Genomic DNA, 22,778 nt, shown 5'->3' with positions numbered 1-22,778 from the left:
GGGAGAGCGCCCGTCTGGACGTCACGGCCACGCTAGTGAGACATCGTGGACGGATTGCCCACCAGAAGGTGAACAGTCATCGACGCGAAGGCGAACGTCCATGAACGAGATCCGAAGTGGGTCAGGAGGCGCTGCGTTCACACTGAGCCGGACTCCCGTTCGAATCCACTACCGTCATTGGAATCCAGTTCCGGCTACCCACAGGTGGATTCGAACGCCGGAAGTGGATTCGAACGCCAGGTCGCTCAGTCCCGCGCGGGTGCGTTGCGCCGTCGGCGGATCAGCGCGAGCACGAGCAGCACCGCGAGCGCCACCCCCAGCCCGGCCACCCCGAGAGCCCCGGCCGCTTCCGCGAGCCACCGCTGCAGCACCGCAGCGGCCTCCACGATCGGGTCCGGCCCTGCGCCGGCGTGCAGGACCCGCAGTTCCCAGATGCCGTACCAGGCCACGTACGCCCCTGCCAGGGCGAGCACACCGCCGGCGATTCGCGGCAACCCTCCACCGGTGCGGCGCATCGCACCGATGATGCCTCGCCGGGCGAGGGCGGTCGCCGTCGCGGCCACCGCAACCGTGAGCCCCATCCCGAGCGCGTAGAGGGTGAACAGAACGATCCCGCTCACGGCGGAATCGGCACGGAATGCCGTGACGACGACGGCCAGGAAGGGGGCGATGGTGCAGCCGATCGAGGCCACCGCGTACGAGGCTCCGAATCCGATCATCGAGCCCCAGGTGGCGGTGACAGGCTTCACCGGTCCCTTCCGCCGCGGCAGGCGGATGCTGGGAAGGGTTCGCCCCAGCGCCACCCAGACTCCGACGCCCAGCAACGCAAGACCGAGCCCAGCCGTGAACACCGGCAGGTAGGCCTGGACGCCGGCCGCAACCGGAGCGACCACGAGACCAAACGTCACGAAAACGGCCGAGAAGCCGATCGTCAGGGCCAGGCTCGCGCGCAGCGCCCGGAGGATCGCGCCGCGCCGGGTGGGTGGGGCGTCCTTGATGACGAACAGGCTGAGATAGGCCGGGAGCAGGGCGAAACCGCACGGATTGACGGCCGCGACCAGGCCCGCGCCGAGGGCGAGGGCGGCGGCCGAGGCGTCGATCATGTCAGTTCAGCAACGGCAGCGTTCAGCTCCTCGTCGGAGAGGGTGCCCTCGTCGACGATCTCACCATGGGAATCGAGCACCACGTACGTGCTCTGGTAGGTGATGCCGAAGTGGGACCACACCTCGCCGTCATCGTCGACGAGGTGCTGGAGGTTCGGGATGTCCCCGGCAAGGTCGGCAATCGCCTCGGCGGTATCGAGCCCGCCGACGCCGACGACGTTCACCTCCCCCGCGTACTGTTCGCCGAGGCTGGTCATGTTCGGGATCTGCGCACGGCAGGTGGGGCACCATGGCGCCCAGAACCACAGCACGGTGGGCGTTCCCGCCAGCGTGGCCCCCTCGAAGGGCTCGCCGTCGAGGGTGGTGGCGGTGAATGCCAACGTCTCCGGCACGTCCATCGGTTCGGCTTCGTCAGCCATGTCTTCCGACGGCGTCTGCTCCGTCTCCCCCGACGGCGTCTCCTCGCCGGTCATGTCGGAGGACGTCTCCTCCGGTTCGGTCATCATCTCGTCCGACGTCATGCCGTCCTGGTCATCGGCGGACATGCTCTCGTCGGTCCCGGCGCAGCTCGCGAGCAGCAGTCCGGCCAGGGCCGCGGTGGCCATCCATCGGGTTCGCATGCTCCCATCATTGCCGCGCACCCGTGCTCGCCACAGGCGTAGGGGATTACGAACCACGGACAACGGCGCGCCATCCACAGGTGTTGCGCTCCGGAACCGCCGTCCACAGCCCCCACCCAGGTGCTCAGCGCGGTCAGACCGGGCCGGATGAAGATCCCGGACATGACCACTTCACCTCGCCCTTCCCATGCTGTGTCGCCCGTCCCGCGACGCGCGCTCGCGATCCTGACGTTCGCCATCTGCATCATCGCGACCTTTCTGAGTGCCGGTCCGGCGGCAGTGGCCGAGACCAGCGGGTGGCAGCGCGACGCCGGCGGGTGGACGCCGGGCGGCTCCTACTTCGGCAACTTCATCGCCGCCGACGGCGACCGGGCCGTCTGCGCACTCGACGGTGCCAAGTTCGGTCCCGGCCATCCCGACGCCGACGGAGAGACCGCCTCCGTGTACAGCGACCCCTATCCGGTCTCCTCGCTGAGGCCGCAACGCTACGACGGACGTCTGGCGCCACAGGTGAGCGGGGAGGTGATCCACGAGCTCGGGTATGTGATGGCGGTCTTCGCCGACACCAGCGACCTGCGGGAGGCGGTGGCGGCCGATCTCGCGACGATCCGGTTGGCCGGGGCCGAGCTCGACTGGCAGGGGTTCGAGGCCGACCGCATCGCGGCGGGCGCGAGTGCGCGGGCCGACGCGATGATCGCCGAGGCGCGGGAGAACGCCGGTCCGTACCGCGCCGGCGACCTCTCCCTGGATACGGACGCCGGCGAGGTGAACGGGATCGGAGTCCGTGACGCGGCCGGAGACTGGCTGCCCGGGTACGCCTGGCAGGCGAGCTTGAGCGGGCCCGCCACGTGGGAGGACGGATCCACGACTCTCGAAGGAACGTCGCAGGCTCGGCCCGGAAGCCAGGATCTCGCGGTCACGGGCAACGGCGAGGTGACGGTGCGGCTGACCGTGGCCGGGCTCCCCGACGCCTTGCACCGGATGGACCCTCTCGACGGCGATGCCTCCTCCCAGCGGCTGTTCCCCGCAGGCCGTCGGCAGAGTGTGGAGGCCAGTGTTTCAGCGACGGCGATCGTGGGCTTCCAGCCCGGGATCTCCACGGTCGTCGCGCAGGAACGGGTCGACCTGGGCGATGAGCTGGTGGACGAGGTGACCGTGACGGGAGAGGGATGGGCCGCCGTCGGGGAGATCGGTGGGCAGGCCGAGGGGCAGGGAGAAGAGCAGGGAGCGGGTGAAGGCGTGCCGGTGACCTTCGAGGGAACGTTGTACGGCCCCTACGACCGGCCGCAGTCCGAGCAGTCTGCCGTTCCGGCTGATCAGCCGGTGGCCGGGACAACGTCGCTCACGGTGACCGGTCCGGGCACGTACCCGTCGGAGGCTTTCACGGCGTCCGAGCCGGGCTTCTATACCTGGGTGTGGACGATGCGGCGCGAGTCGCAGAGCCCCGAGGTCCGGCAGTACCTGAGCGAGGACGTGACCACACCGTTCTTCGAGCGACCGGAGACGGCGACGGTGCCGCATCCGGCCGGGGCGTCCTCGCAGGTGGACCCGGCCGACCAGCTGATCCTGCCGGGCGACAGTGTGCGCGACACGGTGGTACTCACCGGATTCCCGGAGGATCACCCGGATTTCGGCGGACTCGAGGGCTCCTGGGCCGGTGATGAGCCAATGGTGACGCACCGCCTGTACGGACCGTTCGAGCAGCGCCCGGATGAGGAGACCCACCCGGTGGACCTGGCGAATGCGCAGGTCGCGGGCGAGGTGAGCACATCTGCCGTGAACGGTGAGGTGAGCGTGCTGTTCGAGGGTGAGGCTGCGCCGTCGAGGGTGGGGCACTACGTGATCGTGACCAGTTTTGACGGCGACGCCCGGGTGGACCCGTGGCAGACCTCCCCCTACGACGAGGCCGAGATGCTGCAGGTGGCGCGGGTACCGACGGTCACCACCCAGGCGCAGGAGATCGCGGCACCGGGTGAGCCGTTCGGCGATGTCGCGCAGGTGAGCGACCCGGACGGTGTGATCGGCGCCGACGACGGGTGGGAGTGGTCGGTGGAGTTCGCTGCCTATGCGGCCGGTGACCTCGCGCCCTTGGATCTCGATAGCGACGGCCATGTCGTCGCCGAGCGCCCGGAGGTCGCTGCCGTGTGCGAGGCGGAACCGGTGGCCGGCTCGACCGTCCAGATCGAGGGCGGTGGGCAGGTGGAGTCCGAACCGGTGAGCGTGGAATCCCCGGGGAACGTGTTCTGGGTGGAACGCCTGGTGCGGGAGCGTGGTGACCGGCGGGAGGTCGTCGGTGAAGGCGTGTGCGGGCTGCCGAACGAGACCACGGCGGTGAGTGCGCCTGCGGAGCCGGGGACGCCGGAGGAGCCGGTGGAAGACCGCACGTCCGCTGAACCCGCGCCCGAACAACCCACGCCGCCCGCGCCCGAGCTGGCCGAAACCGGGGCCATGCTCGGCCCGCAGGAGTCGTGGCGCCTCACGGCGGTGGCCGCGCTGCTGGTCCTGCTCGGCCTGATGAGCATGTCGTGGCAGGAGCGGCTGCAGCACGGGACGCGGCGCGCCGGGCCAACACAGCACGCCCGGCACCGGGGATGACTCGCCGAAGCGAGCCTCCGCCAGTGCGCGAATGGGAGGATCGGACACTGATGACACCTCTCGCACTGCCGCACAGCGCTCCACCGTGCCTCGCCGAGATCCGGGCGGATCGCCGGTCGGTGAAGGAGTACGACGCCGAGCCGGTCGATCTGGACACCGTCGGCAGCGTGTTGTGGACTGCGGCCAGCATGCGCGACGGGCGCGCCCACGCCTCGGCTCGCGGCCGCTATCTCGTCACGACAACGGTGATCTCGGGTGATGTCGATGGTCTGCCGCCTGGGGCGTACCGGTACTCGGCCCGCGACCATCACCTGACCCTCGTCCACAGCGGCGACCACCGCGCCGGCCTCGCCGAGGCGACGATCGACGCACCCTGGCTCACGACCTGCCCGCTCATCCTGATGCTCAGTTCCGATATCGAGCGTGCCGACGAGCATCTTGAGGAGCTCCCACCAGGCCAAGGTGAGCGTTTCGCCTGGCTCGAAGCCGGCCTCATCACCCAGAACGTGTACCTATGGGCGGCTGCAACCGGACTCGGCACCGTATTCGTCGGGGGACTCGATGGCACCGCGGCAGCACGCTTGGCATCCGCGCTGTGTAGCCAGGGCGAGACCCTCCTCGGCCTCATGCCGATCGGACGTCCCGCAGGACGGGCCGAATCCCCGGTGTTCCGACCCACGGATCCATCCTGAGGTGTGATCGTGAAAACACAATGCCCCAGGCCGTAGACCTGGGGCATCTGTGCGCGAGGGGGGAGTTGAACCCCCACGCCCTTTCGGGCACACGGACCTGAACCGTGCGCGTCTGCCTATTCCGCCACTCGCGCAAGTTGGTGGACCCACGCCGCCGAGGCGACGCGAACACCGAAGATTAGGTTACACGATCGCCACGTGCGCCAGCCAATTCCACGCGTCGCTGTCAGCAAGCACACACCGGCCCACGTTCCCGGCTGCCCAGCCCGACCGGGCCGCCGCCTGCCGTGATCTGCAACCCGGCCACCCGCATCATGAGCCCCTTCCCCGGCACGCCGTTCCCCGCCGACGCGCGCGAGAGCATACGATTCCAAGGGAGAACGATGCCCGCCGCGGCTCGTGGGACCTGCACAGGCCCGTGGGCCACAGCGGCGGGTCCGTAGCGATGAGGTCCTCAGGAGGTGCGCGGTGGGAGTCCTCGACCGGTTCGAGAAGGGTGTCGAACGGGTGGTGAACAATGCCTTCGCGAAGGCATTTCGTTCCGACCTCAAGCCTGTGGAGATCGCCAGCGCCATCCGGCGGGACATGGATGAGCGCACCGCTGCCCTCTCCCGTGGCCGCACCGTGGTGCCGAACACGTTCACTGTGGAGCTCGCCCGTAAGGACTATGACCAGGTCCTGGACTGGGGCGAGGATGCCATGGCCGAGGAGATGATCTCCGCGGCCACCGATCACGCCACCAGCCAGCACTACGTCTTCGTCGGCCCCGTGGACGTCCAGTTCGACCAGGCCGAGGACCTTGAGCCCGGGCGCTTCCGCGTGCGTTCCTCCTCCAAGCGCGGCGCTGTCGCACCCGCCACCACCGACAGCCCGAGCCGGCGACACCCGATCCTGGACATCGACGGCCAGCGCTACCTGCTCACCGGACCGGTCACCGTGATCGGCCGCGGCTCGGAGGCGGACATCATCGTCGACGACACCGGCGTCTCCCGTCGTCACCTGGAGATCCGGATCGCGCCGGACGGCGTCGTGGCCACCGACCTCGGCTCCACGAACGGCACCTACGTCGAGGGCCACCACGTCGAGGCCGCCACCCTCGTGGACGGCAACACCCTGACCATCGGGCGCACCCGGATCATGTTCTGGTCCGGCACCGAGGATTCCGGTGCCCCGGCGTGAGCGAACTGATCGTCACCCTCCTGCGGCTGGGCTACTTGGCGCTGATCTGGCTGCTCGTCCTGTCCGCCATCGCCGTGCTGCGCCGCGACGTCTTCGGTACCCGGGTCCTGGCACGAGGCTCCGTACTGACCGGCAGCAAACCCCGGCCATCGGCACAGCAGCGCCCCGCAGCTGCCCGCGGTAGCCAGAACCCCACCCGGCTGCGCGTGACGGCCGGCCCACTCAGTGGCACCACCCTGCAGCTCGGAGGCTCCGCCGTCCTCATCGGACGGGCCCCCGGGTCCACGCTCGTCCTCGAGGACGACTACTGCTCGGCACGGCACGCCCGGATCTTCCCCGATCAGGGCCGTTGGTGGGTCGAGGACCTGGGCTCGCGGAACGGTACCTATCTGGGATCCACGCGCGTGCACGAGGCAGTCCCGGTGGAAACCGGCACTCCGATCCGGATCGGGCAGACGATCATCGAGCTGCAACGGTAGGCCCCGCCGTGTCCGTCGCACTCAGGTACGCGGCCCGCTCCGATGTGGGGCTGGTCCGCACCGTCAACCAGGACTCCGGGTACGCCGGGCCCCAGCTGCTCGTGCTCGCCGACGGGATGGGCGGACCGGCCGGCGGAGACATCGCCTCATCGGTCGCGGTGGCCCATCTGGCCGCTCTCGATGGTGAAGCGCACGGCGGCGACGATCTGCTCGACCAGCTGCGCCGGGCCATCTCGGCGGCACACTCCGACCTGCTCGACTACACCGGCGACCGGCCCGAACTCCACGGGCTCGGCACCACGGTCATCGCGCTGCTGCGTTCGGGCAGGAAGATGGGCATGGTCCACGTTGGCGACTCCCGCGCCTACCTGCTGCGCGAGAACGCCCTCACCCAGGTGACCGAGGACCACACGCTCGTCCACCACCTCGTCACGACCGGTCAGTTGACCGAGGAGGAAGCCGAGCACCACCCGCAGCGGTCGGTACTCCTGCGGGTGCTCGGGGACGACCCCGACGCGCCAACCCTGGACGAGTCCGTGCGCGAGGCCCGGGTCGGTGACCGCTGGCTGCTGTGCTCGGACGGCTTGTCCTCCTACGTCTCCACCGACACCATCGCCGATTGCCTGCGTGAGTACACCGACCCTGGCCGGTGCGCGGACGCGCTCGTCGACCTCGCCCTGCGCGCCGGGGGACCGGACAACATCACCGTCGTCATCGCCGATGTGGTGGACGCCACCGATCTACCGGAGATGGCCCCGCAGATCGTCGGCGCCGCCGCCGTGGACCGGGAGCGTCCCACCCGCGGTGGAACGGGCGCCGCGGCGCGCGCCGCGGCCATGGCCCGCGAAGCACAGAGCGCCGAGGACGGCACCGACGACGTCGGACGCACCGAGCGGGACGCCCTCGCCGAACTCGACCCGCCCGAACCTGCGATCCGCAAAGTGCTGCGCTGGGGGATCACCACGGTGGTGCTGCTCGCCCTGATCGCAGGTGCCGCCACCATCGGGTACCGCTGGTCGCAGACCCAGTACTACGTGGGCACCGACGGTGAGAACGTGGTGATCTACCAGGGCATCCCCCAGGAACTGGGGCCGATCGCCCTCTCCGAGGTCCACGAGGTGACCGACGTCCCGCTGGCCGATCTACCCACCTTCGCGCGCGCCCGGGTGGAGGCCCACATCGCGGCCACCAGTTTGACCGACGCGGAGGAGATCATCGCCGGTCTGCGTGACCAGCTCCCGCAGGGCCCCACCGCACCACCTGCCGAGGACCCCAGCGGCGACCCCAGCGAGGAACCGTCGGATACCTCGACGGACGATCCCTCACCAGATCCCACCGCCACCGGAGTCCCAGGCTCCGTGGCCACCCCCCTGACGGCGGTGCTCACCTGATGGCGACCGTCGCACCGAGCAGGATCCGCACCGGTCGAGCGGCCGAGGTGTGGCTGCTGCTGCTCGCCGTCGCCCTGGGGGTGGGCGGATACGCCCTGGTGGGTCTGAACACCGGCGACGCCCTGCCTGAGGACTTCGGCCGGTACGCACTCATCCTCGCCGCGGTGGCGGTGGTGCTGCACCTGGTGGTGCGCTGGCGCGCACGCTACGCCGACCCACTTCTCGTGCCGCTGGTGCTCGCGCTGAACGGGATCGGCCTGGCGATGATCCACCGCATCGATATCGGCATGACGGCCCGCGGGATCCCCTTCGCCGCCGGCCCCCGCCAGCTGATGTGGACGGCACTGGGTGCGGTGCTCGCCGCCGCTGTGATCATCGCCCTGCGTGACCACCGCACGCTACGCCGCTACACGTTCACCGCGATGGTGGCCGGGCTGGTGCTGCTGGTGCTCCCGATGACGCCCGGTCTGGGTGTCAACCGCAACGGTGCTCAACTGTGGATCGAAGTGGGCCCGCTCTCTTTCCAGCCGGCCGAGATCGCCAAGATCCTGCTCGCGATCTTCTTCGCGGGGTACTTGGTGACCAACCGGGACGTCCTCACTCTCGCCGGCCCGAAGATCCTCGGCCTGCAGCTCCCCCGGGTCCGCGACCTCGGCCCGCTGCTGCTTGCGTGGGCGGTGGCGATCGGCGTGCTCGTGTTCGAGCGCGACCTGGGCACGTCCCTGTTGTTCTTCGGCTTGTTCGTCGCGATGCTGTACGTGGCCACCGAACGCGCGAGCTGGATCATCATCGGCCTGCTGATGTTCGCGGCCGGCGCCTTGCTCGCGGTCAACCTGTTCGGCCACGTGGCCGATCGCTTCGATATCTGGCTCAACGCCCTCGACAACGAGATCTACAACCGGGAGTTCGGCGGCTCCGGGCAGCTGGTGCGCGGCCTCTTCGGGCTGGCGCTCGGCGGTCTGATGGGCGCCGGCTGGGGTGAGGGCTTCCCGCATCTGACCACCCACGCGAACTCGGACTTCATCGTGTCCGCCCTGGGGGAAGAGCTCGGGCTCACCGGGCTGATCGCGATTCTGCTGATCTATCTCGTGCTCGCCCAGCGCGGTCTGCGGATGGCGATCGGGGTCCGGGACGGTTTCGGCAAGCTCCTCGCCTCCGGGCTCGCGTTCACCCTGGCGTTCCAGTGCTTCGTCGTCGTCGGTGGTGTCACCCGCCTCATTCCGCTGACGGGGCTGACCATGCCGTTCATGGCGGCCGGCGGTTCGTCCCTCGTCGCGAACTGGATCATCATCGGCCTCCTCGTGCGCATCTCGGACTCCTCCCGCCGCCCCGCCGCCGAGGGAGGCGGAGAGGTGGTCGGCGCCGAGACCGCGCGGATTGCCCTGAGTGCCCAGAACGAGGGCACAGGCGAGGGCCCCGACGGCGCAGGTCGCCTTCGCCGCCGAGGTGGCACCCCCGCCGCGGTGTACGACACCGCCGACGACGTCCCCCGTGTGCCCGCGAACGACGCGCACGACCAAGACGGCGACGACGACCAGCACACCGAGGTGGTCCAGCGCCCATGAACGCACCACTTCGCCGGCTCTCGGTACTCGTGATCGTCATGTTCGTGGCCCTCATGGGCGGCGCCACCTGGGTGCAGTACTTCCAGGCGTCGTCCCTGAACGCCGACTCACGGAATGTGCGCACGCTGTACCGCGACCACGGTCAGGACCGTGGCCCGATCGTCGTCGCCGGTGAGCCTGTCGCCTTCTCCGAACCGGTCGATGACCCGTTCGGGTTCCAGCGCGTCTACGCCGACGGTCCGCTGTACGCCCCGGTCACCGGCTGGTACGGGCTCTATCAGGCCACTGGTATGGAACGTGCCGCGCACACCGTGCTCAACGGCACGGACGACTCGCTGCTGCTCTCCCGGGTGCGGACCCTGTTCACCGGCGCCGAGCAGGGCGGCGGATCGGTGGAGTTGACCATCGACCCTGCCGCGCAGCAGGCGGCCTGGGACGCGCTCGACGGACGCAGGGGTGCGGCGGTGGCAATCGACCCGCGCACGGGAGCGATCCTGGCGATGGTCTCTCGCCCGAGCTACGACCCGAACGCCCTCGCCGCTCACTCCAGTGCCGACGCGGACGCCGCCTACACGGCGCTGCTGGAAGACGAGGGGGATCCGCTGTTCAACCGCACCATCGGCGGCAACCTGTACGCACCGGGCTCGACCTTCAAGCTGATCGACCTGGCGATGCTGCTTGAGACGGGCGACTACGACCCCGAGACCGAGATCGAGGCACCCACGGAGTATCTGCTGCCCGGCACGCAGGACACGATGCTGCGCAACCCCGGAGGCGGTACGTGCGGCGGGGAGACCGTGACGCTCGAGTACGCCCTGCAGGTCTCGTGCAATACGCCCTTCGCGATGCTCGCCGTCGAGCACGGTGACGACGCCCTGCGCGAGCAGGCGGAGGCCTTCGGCTTCGGGGAGCCGCTCGATGTGCCGATGTCGGTCACCCCGAGCCGCTTCCCCGCCGACCCGGACCCCGCGCAGACCGCCATGAGCGCGATCGGGCAGTTCGACGTACGAGTCACGCCGCTGCAGATGGCCATGGTCTCGGCAGCCGTGGCCAACGACGGCGACCTCATGCGCCCGTATCTGATCGCCACCGAACGGGGACCGGACCTGCAGGTGACGGCGCGGACGGAGCCCGAGGTCTTCGCCGAGCCGATCTCGGCCAGTACCGCCGCAACGATGCGTGACCTGATGGTCAACGTCGTCGCCAACGGGACCGGATCACCCGCGCAGATCTCGGGCGTCCAGGTGGCGGGCAAGACCGGGACGGCGGAGACCGGTTCAGCGGAGGACGTCGCCCCGGACGCCTGGTTCACCGCCTTCGCCCCGGCAGACGATCCACAGATCGCCGTGGCCGTCGTGGTCGAGGACGGCGGAGCGTACGGCGAGGAGGGCACCGGGGCGTCCGTCGCGGCACCGGTGGCACGGCAGATCATCCAGGCGGTGCTGGCCGAATGACACCCACGGCAGGACTGCTGCTCGGGGGACGATACGAGCTGACCGAGCGGCTCGCCACCGGTGGCATGGGAGAGATCTGGGTCGCTACGGATCTGCACCTACGCCGTCATGTGGCCGCGAAGGTGCTGCGGGCGGAGTTCGCCGGCGATACGCACTTCCTGCAACGGTTGCGCACCGAGGCACGCAACTCGGCCGCTCTCTCGCACCAGAACATCGCCGCGATGTACGACTACGGCGAGCAGCGCGGTTCCGGTTACCTGATCATGGAGCTGGTGATCGGGGAGTCCCTGGAGGACTTGCTGCGACGCGAGCGCACACTGGAACCGGCGCAGGTGCTGCCGATCCTGGCGCAGACGGCGCGCGCCCTGCACACCGCACACATGGCCGGTGTGGTGCATCGAGACGTGAAGCCCTCGAACATCCTGCTCACACGCGATGGCTATGTGAAGATCACCGACTTCGGGATCTCCCTCGGGGCGAACCAGGCACCGATGACCGCGGCCGGGATGGTCATGGGCACCGCGCAGTACCTGCCGCCCGAACAGGCCATGGGTCGTGCAGCCACTGGCGCTGGTGATATCTACGCCCTCGGCGTTGTCGCCTTCGAGGCGCTGGCCGGCCGGCGGCCGTTCACAGGCTCATCGCAGGTGGATATCGCGTTTGCTCACGTGAACCAGCCGGTGCCGCCGTTGCCCTCCCACCTGGACGAGCGCGTCCAGGAGATCGTGATGCAGATGCTGGCCAAGGATCCCGAGCAGCGACCTCGGTCGGCGGCGTCCCTGGCGCGCGCGCTGGAGACCTTGACGGAGTCGCTGCGGGTACCGCTCGCGGAGGAGAGCAGCGACGAACCGCCGGCGACCGCCGTCGCCGCGCCCCTTCCGATTCAGGCACCGATGGCGCCGCCGGACGTCCCGGACCCGCCCGCTGGGGGAACGTCGTCAGATTCCCGGCTGCGGGAGAACCCTGGCCCGACGGCGGATACCGCCTCGACCCGTGCACCCGCCCAGGGCGTGGGTTCCGGAGCTGCCGATTCCGTGCGATCACCGGTTTCGCACCGGGGAGCTCCGGCCACGACGACCGGTGAGCACCGCCGCACCCTGGCCGAGGCTGCCCGACAGAATCCGCTCGTCGCGGCACGCGCACGTCGCCCCTCCTCGGACCAGTCTGAGGCGAGCGGGCGCGCGGATGCGGACTCCCACGAGGACGACCTGGCTCCACCCCGATGGCGGCCGGTGGCCGGCAGCGAGGGCACAGGTCAGCGCGCGGCCCCACCCGGTGACACGGCTGCGGCCGATCGCCCAGTCTCCGATCGCCCGACCTCGGCACAGCACGAACCTCCGCAGAACCGATCGCGGCCGTCGGCAACGGGCGATCCGCTCACCCGCCGTGACCTGCGTTCCGGCGTCCACGGCAGTGCCCACGGCAGCCCGCGACACGGTCCGGTCGGGCTGCTCGACCGGCTGGGCCGGACAGGGCGCTGGATCGCGCTCGTGGTCGCCGCTGTGGTGCTGACGACGCTGCTGGTGCTGTTGTTCAGTAGGCTGGGCGCTGCAGCAACGCCGTCAGCAGCTGTCGTGACCCTCCTGGTCCGGCCTGTGCAACGGCTTGAGTCCCCAGCCGAGAGAGTGAAGGAACGCTAAGTGGCCAACGACGTTCCCCGGGTCCTCGCCGGTCGCTACGAGATCGGCGAGCCGATCGGCCGTGGCGGCATGGCCGAGGTGTTCATCGGCAAGGACAACCGGCTCGGCCGGTCTGTGGCCATCAAGGTGCTGCGTTCCGATTTGGCGCGGGACCCCAGCTTCCACACCCGGTTCCAGCGCGAGGCGCAGTCCGCCGCGTCGCTCAATCACCCGGCGATCGTGTCGGTTTACGACACCGGGGACGAGACGATCACCGGTTCCGACGGCACGGAGACGACGCTTCCGTTCATCGTGATGGAGTATGTCGAGGGCCACACCGTCCGCGACCTGCTGCGGGACGGGACCGCGCTCCCCCTCGACGAGGCGGCCGAGATCACCCAAGGGGTCCTGGCCGCACTGGAGTACTCCCACCACGCCGGGATCGTCCACCGCGACATCAAGCCGGCCAACGTCATGCTCACCCCCACCGGCGCGGTGAAGGTAATGGATTTCGGCATCGCCCGCGCCATGGCCGACTCGGCCGCGACGATGACACAGACCCAGGCTGTGGTCGGCACCGCCCAGTACCTCTCCCCGGAGCAGGCCCGCGGCGAGGTGGTCGATGCCCGCTCTGACCTCTACTCCACCGGCTGCCTGCTGTATGAGCTGCTCACCGGGCAGCCGCCGTTCACCGGCGACTCGGCCGTGTCGGTGGCCTACCAGCACGTGAGCGAGGACGCCCGGCCCCCGAGCAGTCTCGCCTCGGACATCCCGGAGACTCTCGACCGGATTGTGATGAAGGCGCTCGCCAAGGACCGCGACCAGCGGTACTCCTCGGCGGCCGAGTTCCGTTCCGACCTGGACGCTGCCGTCTCCGACGGTGTGGTCCGCGCGCCGGCCGTCGGGGCGCTCGCCGGTGCTGCCGCTGGCGCGGCTGGTGCCACACAGGTGCTCGGCGGGATGGGCGCCGAACCGCCGCCGAGCCGGCGGGACGCCCGCGCCGAGACGGCCGAAGAGGACGAGCCGCGCTCCAACAAGGCGCTCATCTGGATCCTTGCGGCGATCGGGGTGATCGCCGCCGTCGCCATCGTGCTGCTGCTGGTGAACCGGCCACCGGCCGAGCCCGACGCACCGCCGCAGGTGGCTGTACCGGACCTGGCCGGAATGACGCAGGACGAGGCGCGTACGACCCTGGCCGAGACGGTGCCCGTCGACGAGGAGGGCGTCCCGATCGAGGGCGAGGATGGGCTCGAGCTCGTGGTCGGCGACCCCGAGGCCAGCGATGAGGTTCCGGCCGGGGAAGCACTCTCCTGGTCTCCCGAGACTGACACGATGGTCGAGGCCGGAAGTCCCGTCACCGTGGTGTTCTCGGCCGGCCCGGACTCGTTCACCATCCCGGATGTCTCTGGCCTGACGCAAGAACAGGCCCGGCAGGAGCTCGTGGACGCAGGATTCGACGCCGCCAACTTCAGCGTGCAGACCCGCGATGAGCCGGAGGTCGAAGAGAACGAGGTGATCGAGACCGATCCGGCGGCCCAGACCGAACATCCGGCGGACGGGGCGATCGTGATCGTCGTTGGCACTGGCAATGTGGTGCTGGAGGACCTCACCGATCAGGATCTGGAGCAGGCGCAGAACACGCTGCGCGAGCTGGGCCTGAGCTGGCGGGTGACCGAGCAGGAGGACGACGGCACACCGGGACGGGTGCTGAGCCAGAGCCGTGAGGGGACCATCCCGATCGACTCCGAGGTCGAGCTGGTCGTCTCGATCCCGGCCCCCGAGCCGACCGAGGAACCCACCGAGGAACCGACGGACGAACCCACCGACGATGCCGGTGCAGACAGCGGCGACGCGACCGACGGCAGTGGCGACACCAGTGGCGGCCCCGACGCGGGAGCAGGTACCGACGGCGGCGATGCCTCCGGCGATCCGAACGGCGAGAACTCCGGCGACTGAGGCTCCCTCAGCGGCTGACGTCGCTCGGTCAGCGAGCGACGAGCGGGGCCATCCCCGCCGAGCGTTCCACGGCCTTCTCGTCCCCGGTGACCGCGAGCCAGTTCGCGAGCAACCGGTGCCCACCCTCGGTGAGCACCGACTCCGGGTGGAACTGCACGCCGTGCAGCGGCAGCGTGCGGTGCTGGAGTCCCATGACGATGCCGTTGGCGGTCGTCGCGGTGACGTCCAGCTCCTCGGGGACCGTGTCGGCTTGGACAGCAAGCGAGTGATAGCGGGTCGCGGTGAAAGGTGAGGGGAGACCGGCGAAGACGCCTGCGCCGTCGTGGGAGACCTCGGAGGTCTTGCCGTGCATGAGTTCGGGTGAGTGGGTCACCACGCCGCCGAAGAGTTCCCCGAGCGCCTGGTGGCCGAGGCACACGCCCAGCATCGGCAGACCCGCTTCGGCGCAGCGCTCGATGACCCGCAACGACTCACCTGCCTCCTTCGGCGTCCCCGGTCCGGGTGAGACGAGTACGCCGTCATAGCCGTCCAGCACGCCCACCCCGGCGAGCGTCGGGTCGTCGTTGCGCAGCACCACGGTCTCCGCCGCCAGCTGCTGCAGGTAGCCCACGATCGTGTAGACGAAGCTGTCGTAGTTGTCCACGACGAGCACGCGGGTCATCAGGACGTCCCGACCGTCTGGTCGTTGAACGGCATGTAGGGAGCGACCGCGGGGAAGACCCACAGGAACAGCACCGCCACCACCGCGGCCACGAGGATCAGGGACAGCAGCGCCTTCACGGCCTTCGGCCCGGGCAGGATCCGCCAGATTGCCGCGTACATCAGGAGTCCTCCAACAGTTCAGCAGGCATACCGTCCTCGAGCGGGATCCAGTGGTCCAGCTCGGCGTGCACGATGTAGCGCTCGGCGGTCGACCACAACGGGTGGCAGGTCGTCAGCGTCAACATCGCCGCACCTGGCTCCACACCGGGTTCGCCGGGAACCGGCGCGATCACGTCCACCTCGGTGGGCTGCACAATGTCGTACTCGGTCACCTTGTAGACGTACCAGGCGGTGTGGGTTTGCACGATGATCGAGTCACCGGCGGCGAGGGTATCGATGTGGAAGAACGGCCGGCCGTACGTCTGGCGGTGCCCGGCCACCGAGAAGTTGCCGATCTGACCCGGCATCGCCGTGTCCGGGTAATGACCGACCATTCCGGCGTCCAGCACGCTATCGCGCGACACACCCTCGGCGATCGGCCACCGGTAGTCAAGTCCCCAGTCAGGCACCCACAAGGCTGCGAAGGTGTCACCGGAAAGCTCCACCGGCTCCGGCTCGGGCGGGGGCTCCTCAGTACGCTCCTCACCGGCGACCTCGGGGATCTCCACGTCGAGTCCCTCGGTGAACTCTGAAACAGCATCGCCGGCCTCACGCGCGCCTTCGACATCGGTCCACCACAGCTGCCAGACCACGAAAAGACCGAGCAGCAGACCGGCGGTGATCAGCAGTTCACCGATCCCGCCGACGATCCGGGCGCCCACACTGGGGCGGGGCCGCTTGGCCTGTTGACGACGAGCCACTTGTGCCGCTTCCTCTTGCTGTTCCTGGGCGATCTCGTCCAGACGGCTCATGAGTTCTCTCCGTCTCTCTGGTCTGACGCGGGCTGTTGCCAGCTGATCGGTTCTTCGCCCGGTAGCCGTGCGTACTCCATGGAAAGGCCCCCCTCGATCCTCGGCATCTCAAGCTGATCCTCGTCCACCACCGAGTATCCCAGGCTCACCTGGTCCACATAGTCGCGATAGACACGCACGGCGTCAGACTGGTCGAGCCCGGCGCGCAGCGCGTCACTCTCCCCGATGGCGGATATGACATACGGCGGGGAGTAGACATTTCCGTCCACCAGCAGCACGTTGCCCACGCAGCGGATCTTCGTCAGCGGTCCCAGCCGGTGGCCCTGCACGGTGATCGCCTCGGCACCGCCGGACCAGAGCGCGTTGATGACGCCCTCGAGATCCTGCTGATGAACGAGGAGGGCGTCCGCGCTGAATCCCTCAGGCACGTCGTGAATGAGCGGGGAGTCCGACAACGACACCGTGACGCCCGGTCCGGTCGCCGCCGTGCGCCCGGCCGCGAACCGCATCTGAGTGGTGATGGTCCCGGCGCTGCCGGCCTCCGACTCCTGCGCCAGCAGCCGGTTCACCTCGTCGTCGAGCGCCTGGTACCGGGCGTTGGTCTCGTCCAGGCGTGAGGCCTCCGAACGCACCAGATCCTCGAAGTCGGTCGGCTGACGGCCCTGCTGATCCGCGAACAGGGATGCATTGGTGGCGAATAGCAGCCCCGCGAGCACGCCGACAACGCCCACCCCCAGCGAGATGCCGGTCCGGTGAGCGTCTGTGCCGCGTGCGCTCATGGCTCCAGCATAGGTGGGCATTCTGGCTCCGGACAGGGCGCGTCCGGTCAGGACCTGCGGCACACTCGAGCGCGCCTCGATCACGCGTGTCACGATGGGCCCATGAGCACCGATGCACAGATCGCCGTCGACGACTATCTGGTGGCCACGCTGGTCGATGAGGACGACGCCCTCGTCTCGGCCCGTGAGGCTGCCGCCGAGACCACGATGCCGGGAGCGGCGGTCGCTCCCAATCAGGGCAAGCTGCTGGCCATGCTCGCCGCCGCCATCGGAGCACACCGCGTACTCGAGCTGGGCACCCTGGCCGGCTACAGCACGATCTGGCTCGCTCGTGCCGTCGGACCGGGCGGTCGAGTGGTCACGCTGGAAGTCTCGGAGCAGAATGCCTCCGTCGCACGGCGCAACCTCGACCACGCGGGTGTGGGCGACGTCGTCGACATCATGCTCGGTCCCGCGGCGGAGAGCGCCCAACGGCTCATCGACACCGGGCAGGAGCCGTTCGACCTGGTCTTCATCGACGCGGACAAGCCCAGCAACGCCACCTACCTGCGCGCTGCCCTGGAGCTGACCCGTCCCGGCAGTCTCATCGTGCTCGACAATGTGGTCCGCTCCGGGCGCATCGCCGACGCCGCCTCGGCTGAGGAACCGGACGTGCGTGGCGTTCACGAGGCGCTGGCTCTCGCGGCCAGTGACCCACGCCTGGACGGCACCGCACTGCAGACGGTCGGCTCCAAGGGCTGGGACGGGTTCGCGCTGTTCCGCCGCGTCGCTTGAGTTCTGCCGGTAGGAGCGTCGCCTGAGTTCTGCCCGTAGGATTGGCCCCAGACGTCACGAGGAGATCTCCAGCATGCCTGAGTCGAAGTCCCGCAAGAAGCCCAGCTACACGCCGCCGCCTGAGCCCGCGGCACCGAAGGCCAACCCGAGTTGGTGGGCGCCCACGATGCTCACGCTGATGGTCCTCGGGCTCGTGTGGGTGGTGACCACCTACATCTGGCAGTCTGGCGGCCCCATCCCCGGTATCGGATCCTGGAACCTGGCCGTCGGCTTCGGTCTGATGATGATCGGATTCGTGATGACGATGCGGTGGCGCTGATGCCCCGCACGCCACTGAGCGAGAAGGCACTCGACGTGCTCCGCCAGCCCAACCCAGCGGTCATGGCGACCGTTCACCCGGATGGCTACCCCGTCTCGGTGGCCACGTGGTACCTCATCGAGGAGGACGGGCGACTGCTGCTGAACCTGGACGGCGCCCGGGCGCGACTGCAGCACCTGCGCTCCAACCCGCACGTCTCCCTCACTGCGATCGCCGAGGACAACTGGTACACGCATGTCAGCGTGCAGGGTCGTGTTGTTGAGATCCGTGACGATGAGGGACTCGTCGACATCGATCGCCTGTCGCGGCACTACGGGGGCAACCCGTATCCGGTGCGCGATCGTGCCCGCGTGAGCGTACTGGTCGAGTTGGACCGATGGCATGGCTGGGGAGCGGCACAAGCCGACTGACGGCCACCCTGGGACCGGCTGGGCCCATCACCGCATACCATGGCGCAATCGACACGGATCCACCGGTCTGCGGCACCATCGTGCCGCATATTGGCGCACCCGTGTCGCTGCGGTCAGGCGGAAGGACGACCTGGACTCGCGCGGCGGGCACTCGACTCACGGACGACCAGCTCGAATGGAACGTTCTCGTCCATCGGCACAGTCTCCCCCGAGGCTGACTGGGCCTCCAGCATCCGGAGCGCGAGCTCGGCGATCGCGGAGCGATCTGGTGCGATCGTGGTCAACGACGGCGTGACCGCGCGCGCGTAAGGGATGTCGTCGAAACCGACGACGGCGACGTCCTCAGGCACGCGCAGGCCCGCCAGCTGCAGGGCGCGGATCGCGCCGAGCGCGACCCAGTCGGTGACGGCGAACAGCCCGTCCGGCGGCTGCGGGATCTCCGCCAGCAGTCGCTGGGTCGCTCGCTCACCTTCCTCGCCGAGGTTGCCGTGGATGGGGCGCATGAGCGTGCCATCGATGGGCAGTCCAGCTGCTGTGAGCGCCTGGCGGTAACCCTCGGCACGAGGGTCGTCGGGGGCCTCCGGGCGGGCGCCGACCATGGCGATCCTGCGGCATCCCTGTGCGATCAAGTGCTCGACCGCGGCGCGCGAGGCCGCGACGTTGTCGATCGCAACGTGGTCGGCCACGTGGCGATAGTCCTGCTCACCGAGCAGCACCAGCGGTGTCCCGTCCGCCCGGGCGCGGACGTCATCGGGGGTCAGGTGCTGGGCGCTGACGATGAGGCCGTCGATCCGCTGCGGGAAGTGTCCCTCCAGGGCCGCGCGCTCGGCGGCGAGCTCTCCCCCGGTCTCGTGGATGAGGACGAACCACCCCCGCGCCTCGGCCTTCTCGATCACCCGCCCCGCGAGAGAGGCGAAGTACGGCATCTCCAACCGTGGCACCACGAGGGCGATCACGCCGGCACGGCCCCGGGCGAGATTGCGGGCTGAGAGGTTGGGGCGGTAGCCGACCTCGTCGATGGCCGCCTGCACACGCTGCCGCGTGGCCTCGGTGACGTGGACGTAGCCATTGATGACGTTCGAGACCGTCTTCATGGACACGCCAGCGATCTCGGCGACGTCCGTCAACCGGGGCCTGGGCGCCTTCGGGTCCGCGGTCATAGGCGTCACGTTACTTGAGGCCGGTGGTCGAGACTCCTTCGACGATGCGACGCTGGAAGATGACGAATGCTGCCACGACGGGGATCAGGGTCACGATGCTCATGGCGAACAGCTGGCCCCACGCCGACTGCCCCGACGAGTCGAGGAACGTGCGCAATGCCAGCGGGACAGTGAGCTTCTCCGGAGATGAGATGTAGATCAGCGGGGCGAGGAAGTCGTTGTAGGCCCAGATGAAGGAGAAGATTGCAGTCGTGACCAGTGCAGGACTGAGCAGTGGAAGGACGATCTTGCGGTAGATGCCCCACCATGAGCAACCGTCGATGCGCGCCGCCTCGTCCAGCTCTCGGGGTATTCCTCGGATGAACTGCACCATGAGGAAGACGAAGAACGCCTCGGTGGCGAGGAACTTGGGGACCACGAGCGGTAGATAGGTATCGAGCCAACCCAGATCTCGGAAGATGGCGTACTGGGAGATCAACGTCACGTGCTGAGGCAGCATCACGGTGGCGAGCATGGCCGCGAAGAACGCCTTCCGACCGAGAAACTGCATGCGCGCGAACGCGAACGCAGCCAGAGAACAGCTGAGGACATTACCGAGAACGGTCAGCGTGCACACGATGAGTGAGTTGATCAGGTAACGGGTGAACGGCAGCCCGGGGCCGGTCCACCCTTCGCTGTAGTTGTCCAGGCTTGGGCTGCCAGGAATGAGCGCTCCGGAGCCTGGCCCGAAGATCTCCGAGACCGGCTTGAAGGAACTCGAGAGCATCCACAGCAGCGGATAGAACATCAGCAGCCCGACTAGCGCGATGGCGATGTGCCCGGTAGTGCGCGAGAGAGCGGTGGCTCCGGAACGTCTCGTGCTCACGGCGGTCATCGTTTCCCCTCGTCGGAGTAGAACACCCAGCGGCGGCTCATCATGAAGTTCGCCGCGGTGAATGCGGCAATGATGAGGAGCAGCACCCAGGCCATTGCGGCGGCGTAGCCCATCTCGAAACTGCCGAAGGCACGCTGGTAGAGATAGAGGGTGTAGAAGAGCGTCGAGTCGCTGGGGCCACCGGTCCCACCCGAGACGATGAAGGCCGGCGTGAATGCCTGGAACGCGCCGATGATCTGCAGCACCAGGTTGAAGAAGACGATCGGAGTGAGAAGCGGCAGCGTGATCGCGAGAAAGCGCCGCACCTTTCCAGCGCCGTCAATCGCGGCGGCCTCGAGGAGTTCGGCCGGGATCTGCCGGAGCCCGGCCAGGAAGATCACCATCGGAGCACCGAACTGCCAGATGCGCAGGATGATCAGGGTGCTCAGCGCCGTATCGGGTGAGGATATCCAGCCCGATCCCTCATAGCCGAAGATCGCCAGGACCTGATTCACCAGTCCGTCACTGCCGAAAATCTGCCGCCACAGGATCGCGATCGCCACACTGCCGCCGAGCAAGCTGGGGACGTAGTAGATCGCGCGGTAGAACGTCAGGCCACGCATTCCCCGATTGAGAACCATCGCCACCGTCAGCGCGGCAATCAACTCGAAGGGCACGGAGAACAGCACGTACGTGCCGGTGACCACGAGCGAGTCCAGGTACCGCGGATCGCCGGCGAGCCGAGTGTAGTTGTCAAGTCCAAGCCACTCCGGGGCTGCGAGCAGGCTGTAGTCGGTGAACGAGTAGTACAGCGTGAGCAGCATCGGCCCAAGGGTCAGCCCGAACAAGCCGACCAGCCACGGCGAGAGGAAGGCGTAGGCGGGCAGGCTCGCGCGGAGCCTGCTACGAAAGGGAAGCTCCGCCGTCATGATCCGAACACGCGCGCCGCCTCGTCGACAAAGGCGGCGGCCGCCTCGGCTGGCGTCGTGTCGCCGAAGCCCACATCCTCGTTCATCCGCGGGAAGGCGGTGCTCTGCAACTCTCCGTACCCAGTCGGCCAGGCCCGCGGAGAGGAGCCGGTCTGACCCGCGATCGCGTTCACGTACTCAATCGCACGCCCTTCAGCGGTGTCCGGGTCGACCCCGAGGAGCTCGCGCGAGGACTCCGACGGCGGCACCCCCAGAGTCAGGCCGATCGAGGTCACGGCGCGCTCGTCGTTGAGCAGGAAGTTGACGACCTCGGCGGCCCGGTCGGCGTTCGCGGACTCGGCCGAAACCGCCCAGAAGTCGAGGGCCTTGAGGAACTGCCCCTCCAGGGAACCCGCTGTCATCCCGGGGACCGCCCCGACCCGGAGCGGATGGTCGGGGATCACCGGCTGGTAGAAGGCCACCTGCTGGACCCATCCGAACGTGATGGCCGCGTTGAGCTGAGCGAGCGGAGAGGTTTCGAAGCCGCTGCTTTCCGCCGTGACGTCCGGGGGCGGCGCTGCCCCAGAGGCGCGCAGCTCAGCCCACATCACCAGCCATTCCTCGATGATGTCCGCTCCGACGGCCAGACCTTGGTCGTCGAAGAGATCCGTGCCGTGCTGACGCGCCCACACCTCGAACTGCTGGAAGTTCCCTCCCGCGTCCGTGGTGCCGTACTTGCCAGGTCCGGCAGCATCGGCGAATGCGGTGCTGAACTCGATGAAGTCCTCCCACGACCACTGGTCCGGAATCTGCAACCCGTGCTCTTCGGCCAGCGTCGTGTTCTGGAAGGTGGCGTGAGTGATGGAGGACTGGCCGATGCCGAACAGGCCGGACTCGAGCTGGCCAGAGGTCGCGACGTCGGGGTCGAGGGGGGAGGTGTCGATCACGTCAGGGACGAAGTCAGAGAGGTCGAGCAGAGCTCCGCGGTCGGCGTACTCAGCGAAGTACGTCATGGACATACGCATGACGTCCGGACCCTGACCACCGGCGACCTGGGTGGCAAGGCGGTCCCAGAAATCGCCGAAGGCAGCCTTCTCGGTGCTGACGCTGATATCGCCATGATCGGATGAGTAGGCGTCGAGCGCCCCTTCGACCCCTTCGTGCGCAGGTTGGCCGCCGTACCAGGCCACCCGCAGCGAGCTGCCGTCGCTGTCACCGCCGGAGCCGCATGCCGCGAGCGCCGTGGTGGCTAGCGCGGCTCCGCTGACTCCGAGGAATGTCCGTCGATCGATGTGTGCCATGGTGACCT

The 22,778-nt window shown here is 68.7% G+C and carries 22 protein-coding genes and 1 tRNA gene; 12 read left to right on the top strand and 11 right to left on the bottom strand.

Annotation, left to right across the window (positions count from 1 at the left end):
• Positions 1–245: 245 nt before the first annotated feature.
• On the bottom strand, positions 246–1,103 hold the full coding sequence (locus IM660_RS00690) for a cytochrome c biogenesis CcdA family protein (RefSeq protein WP_193497544.1): 858 nt from the start codon (positions 1,101–1,103) through the stop codon (positions 246–248).
• Positions 1,100–1,723, bottom strand: a complete 624-nt coding sequence (locus IM660_RS00685; RefSeq protein WP_193497543.1) for a TlpA family protein disulfide reductase — start codon at positions 1,721–1,723, stop codon at positions 1,100–1,102. The genes IM660_RS00690 and IM660_RS00685 overlap by 4 nt, the downstream gene beginning before the upstream one ends.
• Before the next feature lie 162 nt (positions 1,724–1,885).
• Here IM660_RS00685 and IM660_RS00680 point away from each other — a divergent pair, with 162 nt between their 5' ends.
• Both IM660_RS00680 and IM660_RS00675 read left to right on the top strand, forming a co-directional pair.
• Positions 1,886–4,318 carry a hypothetical protein gene (locus tag IM660_RS00680; RefSeq protein WP_193497542.1) on the top strand — a complete coding sequence of 811 codons (2,433 nt, stop codon included), beginning with the start codon at positions 1,886–1,888 and terminating at the stop codon, positions 4,316–4,318.
• A gap of 50 nt (positions 4,319–4,368) precedes the next feature.
• Positions 4,369–5,010: a SagB/ThcOx family dehydrogenase gene (locus IM660_RS00675; RefSeq protein ID WP_193497541.1), complete on the top strand. Its 642-nt coding sequence runs from the start codon at positions 4,369–4,371 to the stop codon at positions 5,008–5,010.
• Between the two features lie 50 nt (positions 5,011–5,060).
• Here the strand turns inward: IM660_RS00675 and IM660_RS00670 are convergent.
• Positions 5,061–5,144, bottom strand: a tRNA-Leu gene (locus tag IM660_RS00670).
• A gap of 334 nt (positions 5,145–5,478) precedes the next feature.
• On the opposite strand from IM660_RS00670, the gene IM660_RS00665 reads away from it, so the two are divergent.
• Genes IM660_RS00665 through pknB form a run of 7 tightly spaced genes read left to right on the top strand, consistent with a single transcriptional unit; the run spans position 5,479 to position 14,653 of the window.
• Positions 5,479–6,189: an FHA domain-containing protein gene (locus IM660_RS00665; RefSeq protein WP_193497540.1), complete on the top strand. Its 711-nt coding sequence runs from the start codon at positions 5,479–5,481 to the stop codon at positions 6,187–6,189.
• Entirely contained in the window at positions 6,186–6,668 is a 483-nt protein-coding gene (locus IM660_RS00660) for an FHA domain-containing protein FhaB/FipA (protein WP_193497539.1), read from the top strand. The genes IM660_RS00665 and IM660_RS00660 overlap by 4 nt, the downstream gene beginning before the upstream one ends.
• Positions 6,669–6,676: 8 nt before the next feature.
• Positions 6,677–8,059 carry a protein phosphatase 2C domain-containing protein gene (locus IM660_RS00655; RefSeq protein ID WP_193497538.1) on the top strand — a complete coding sequence of 461 codons (1,383 nt, stop codon included), beginning with the start codon at positions 6,677–6,679 and terminating at the stop codon, positions 8,057–8,059.
• Entirely contained in the window at positions 8,059–9,624 is a 1,566-nt protein-coding gene (locus IM660_RS00650; protein WP_193497537.1) for an FtsW/RodA/SpoVE family cell cycle protein, read from the top strand. Before IM660_RS00655 ends, IM660_RS00650 begins: the two co-directional genes overlap by 1 nt.
• Positions 9,621–11,078 (top strand): peptidoglycan D,D-transpeptidase FtsI family protein, encoded by a 1,458-nt coding sequence (locus tag IM660_RS00645; protein WP_193497536.1) that lies wholly within the window; start codon positions 9,621–9,623, stop codon positions 11,076–11,078. The genes IM660_RS00650 and IM660_RS00645 overlap by 4 nt, the downstream gene beginning before the upstream one ends.
• Positions 11,075–12,718 (top strand): serine/threonine-protein kinase, encoded by a 1,644-nt coding sequence (locus IM660_RS00640; protein WP_193497535.1) that lies wholly within the window; start codon positions 11,075–11,077, stop codon positions 12,716–12,718. Before IM660_RS00645 ends, IM660_RS00640 begins: the two co-directional genes overlap by 4 nt.
• Positions 12,719–14,653 (top strand): Stk1 family PASTA domain-containing Ser/Thr kinase, encoded by a 1,935-nt coding sequence (gene pknB, locus IM660_RS00635; RefSeq protein WP_193497534.1) that lies wholly within the window; start codon positions 12,719–12,721, stop codon positions 14,651–14,653.
• Positions 14,654–14,681: 28 nt separating this feature from the next.
• On the opposite strand, the gene IM660_RS00630 is transcribed toward pknB, so the two are convergent.
• From IM660_RS00630 to IM660_RS00615, 4 genes are read right to left on the bottom strand one after another with little or no spacing between them, the layout of a single operon-like run.
• Positions 14,682–15,314 carry an aminodeoxychorismate/anthranilate synthase component II gene (locus tag IM660_RS00630; RefSeq protein WP_193497533.1) on the bottom strand — a complete coding sequence of 211 codons (633 nt, stop codon included), beginning with the start codon at positions 15,312–15,314 and terminating at the stop codon, positions 14,682–14,684.
• The gene (locus IM660_RS00625; RefSeq protein WP_193497532.1) at positions 15,314–15,475 is read right to left on the bottom strand and encodes a hypothetical protein; all 162 of its coding nucleotides are present in this window, start codon (positions 15,473–15,475) and stop codon (positions 15,314–15,316) included. Before IM660_RS00625 ends, IM660_RS00630 begins: the two co-directional genes overlap by 1 nt.
• Positions 15,475–16,266 (bottom strand): class E sortase, encoded by a 792-nt coding sequence (locus IM660_RS00620; protein WP_193497531.1) that lies wholly within the window; start codon positions 16,264–16,266, stop codon positions 15,475–15,477. The genes IM660_RS00625 and IM660_RS00620 overlap by 1 nt, the downstream gene beginning before the upstream one ends.
• The gene (locus tag IM660_RS00615; protein ID WP_193497530.1) at positions 16,263–17,045 is read right to left on the bottom strand and encodes a DUF881 domain-containing protein; all 783 of its coding nucleotides are present in this window, start codon (positions 17,043–17,045) and stop codon (positions 16,263–16,265) included. Before IM660_RS00615 ends, IM660_RS00620 begins: the two co-directional genes overlap by 4 nt.
• Positions 17,046–17,147: 102 nt before the next feature.
• Here IM660_RS00615 and IM660_RS00610 point away from each other — a divergent pair, with 102 nt between their 5' ends.
• From IM660_RS00610 to IM660_RS00600, 3 genes are all read left to right on the top strand, one after another.
• On the top strand, positions 17,148–17,819 hold the full coding sequence (locus tag IM660_RS00610; protein WP_193497529.1) for an O-methyltransferase: 672 nt from the start codon (positions 17,148–17,150) through the stop codon (positions 17,817–17,819).
• 73 nt (positions 17,820–17,892) lie between these two features.
• Positions 17,893–18,138 (top strand): cell division protein CrgA, encoded by a 246-nt coding sequence (locus IM660_RS00605; RefSeq protein ID WP_193497528.1) that lies wholly within the window; start codon positions 17,893–17,895, stop codon positions 18,136–18,138.
• Entirely contained in the window at positions 18,138–18,548 is a 411-nt protein-coding gene (locus IM660_RS00600) for a TIGR03618 family F420-dependent PPOX class oxidoreductase (protein ID WP_193497527.1), read from the top strand. Before IM660_RS00605 ends, IM660_RS00600 begins: the two co-directional genes overlap by 1 nt.
• Positions 18,549–18,661: 113 nt before the next feature.
• On the opposite strand, the gene IM660_RS00595 is transcribed toward IM660_RS00600, so the two are convergent.
• The 4 genes from IM660_RS00595 to IM660_RS00580 are packed head-to-tail and all read right to left on the bottom strand — an operon-like array spanning position 18,662 to position 22,770.
• Positions 18,662–19,708, bottom strand: coding sequence for a LacI family DNA-binding transcriptional regulator (locus tag IM660_RS00595; RefSeq protein ID WP_193497526.1), 1,047 nt, complete (start codon positions 19,706–19,708; stop codon positions 18,662–18,664).
• 10 nt (positions 19,709–19,718) lie between these two features.
• Positions 19,719–20,582 carry a carbohydrate ABC transporter permease gene (locus IM660_RS00590; RefSeq protein ID WP_193497525.1) on the bottom strand — a complete coding sequence of 288 codons (864 nt, stop codon included), beginning with the start codon at positions 20,580–20,582 and terminating at the stop codon, positions 19,719–19,721.
• Entirely contained in the window at positions 20,579–21,490 is a 912-nt protein-coding gene (locus IM660_RS00585; RefSeq protein WP_193497524.1) for a carbohydrate ABC transporter permease, read from the bottom strand. Before IM660_RS00585 ends, IM660_RS00590 begins: the two co-directional genes overlap by 4 nt.
• On the bottom strand, positions 21,487–22,770 hold the full coding sequence (locus tag IM660_RS00580) for an ABC transporter substrate-binding protein (protein WP_193497523.1): 1,284 nt from the start codon (positions 22,768–22,770) through the stop codon (positions 21,487–21,489). The genes IM660_RS00585 and IM660_RS00580 overlap by 4 nt, the downstream gene beginning before the upstream one ends.
• Positions 22,771–22,778 lie beyond the last annotated feature (8 nt).

It is taken from the genome of Ruania alkalisoli, assembly GCF_014960965.1.
In the GTDB taxonomy this organism is placed as follows: Bacteria; Actinomycetota; Actinomycetes; order Actinomycetales; family Beutenbergiaceae; genus Ruania; species Ruania alkalisoli.
This window is presented reverse-complemented; position numbering and strand designations above follow the sequence as displayed.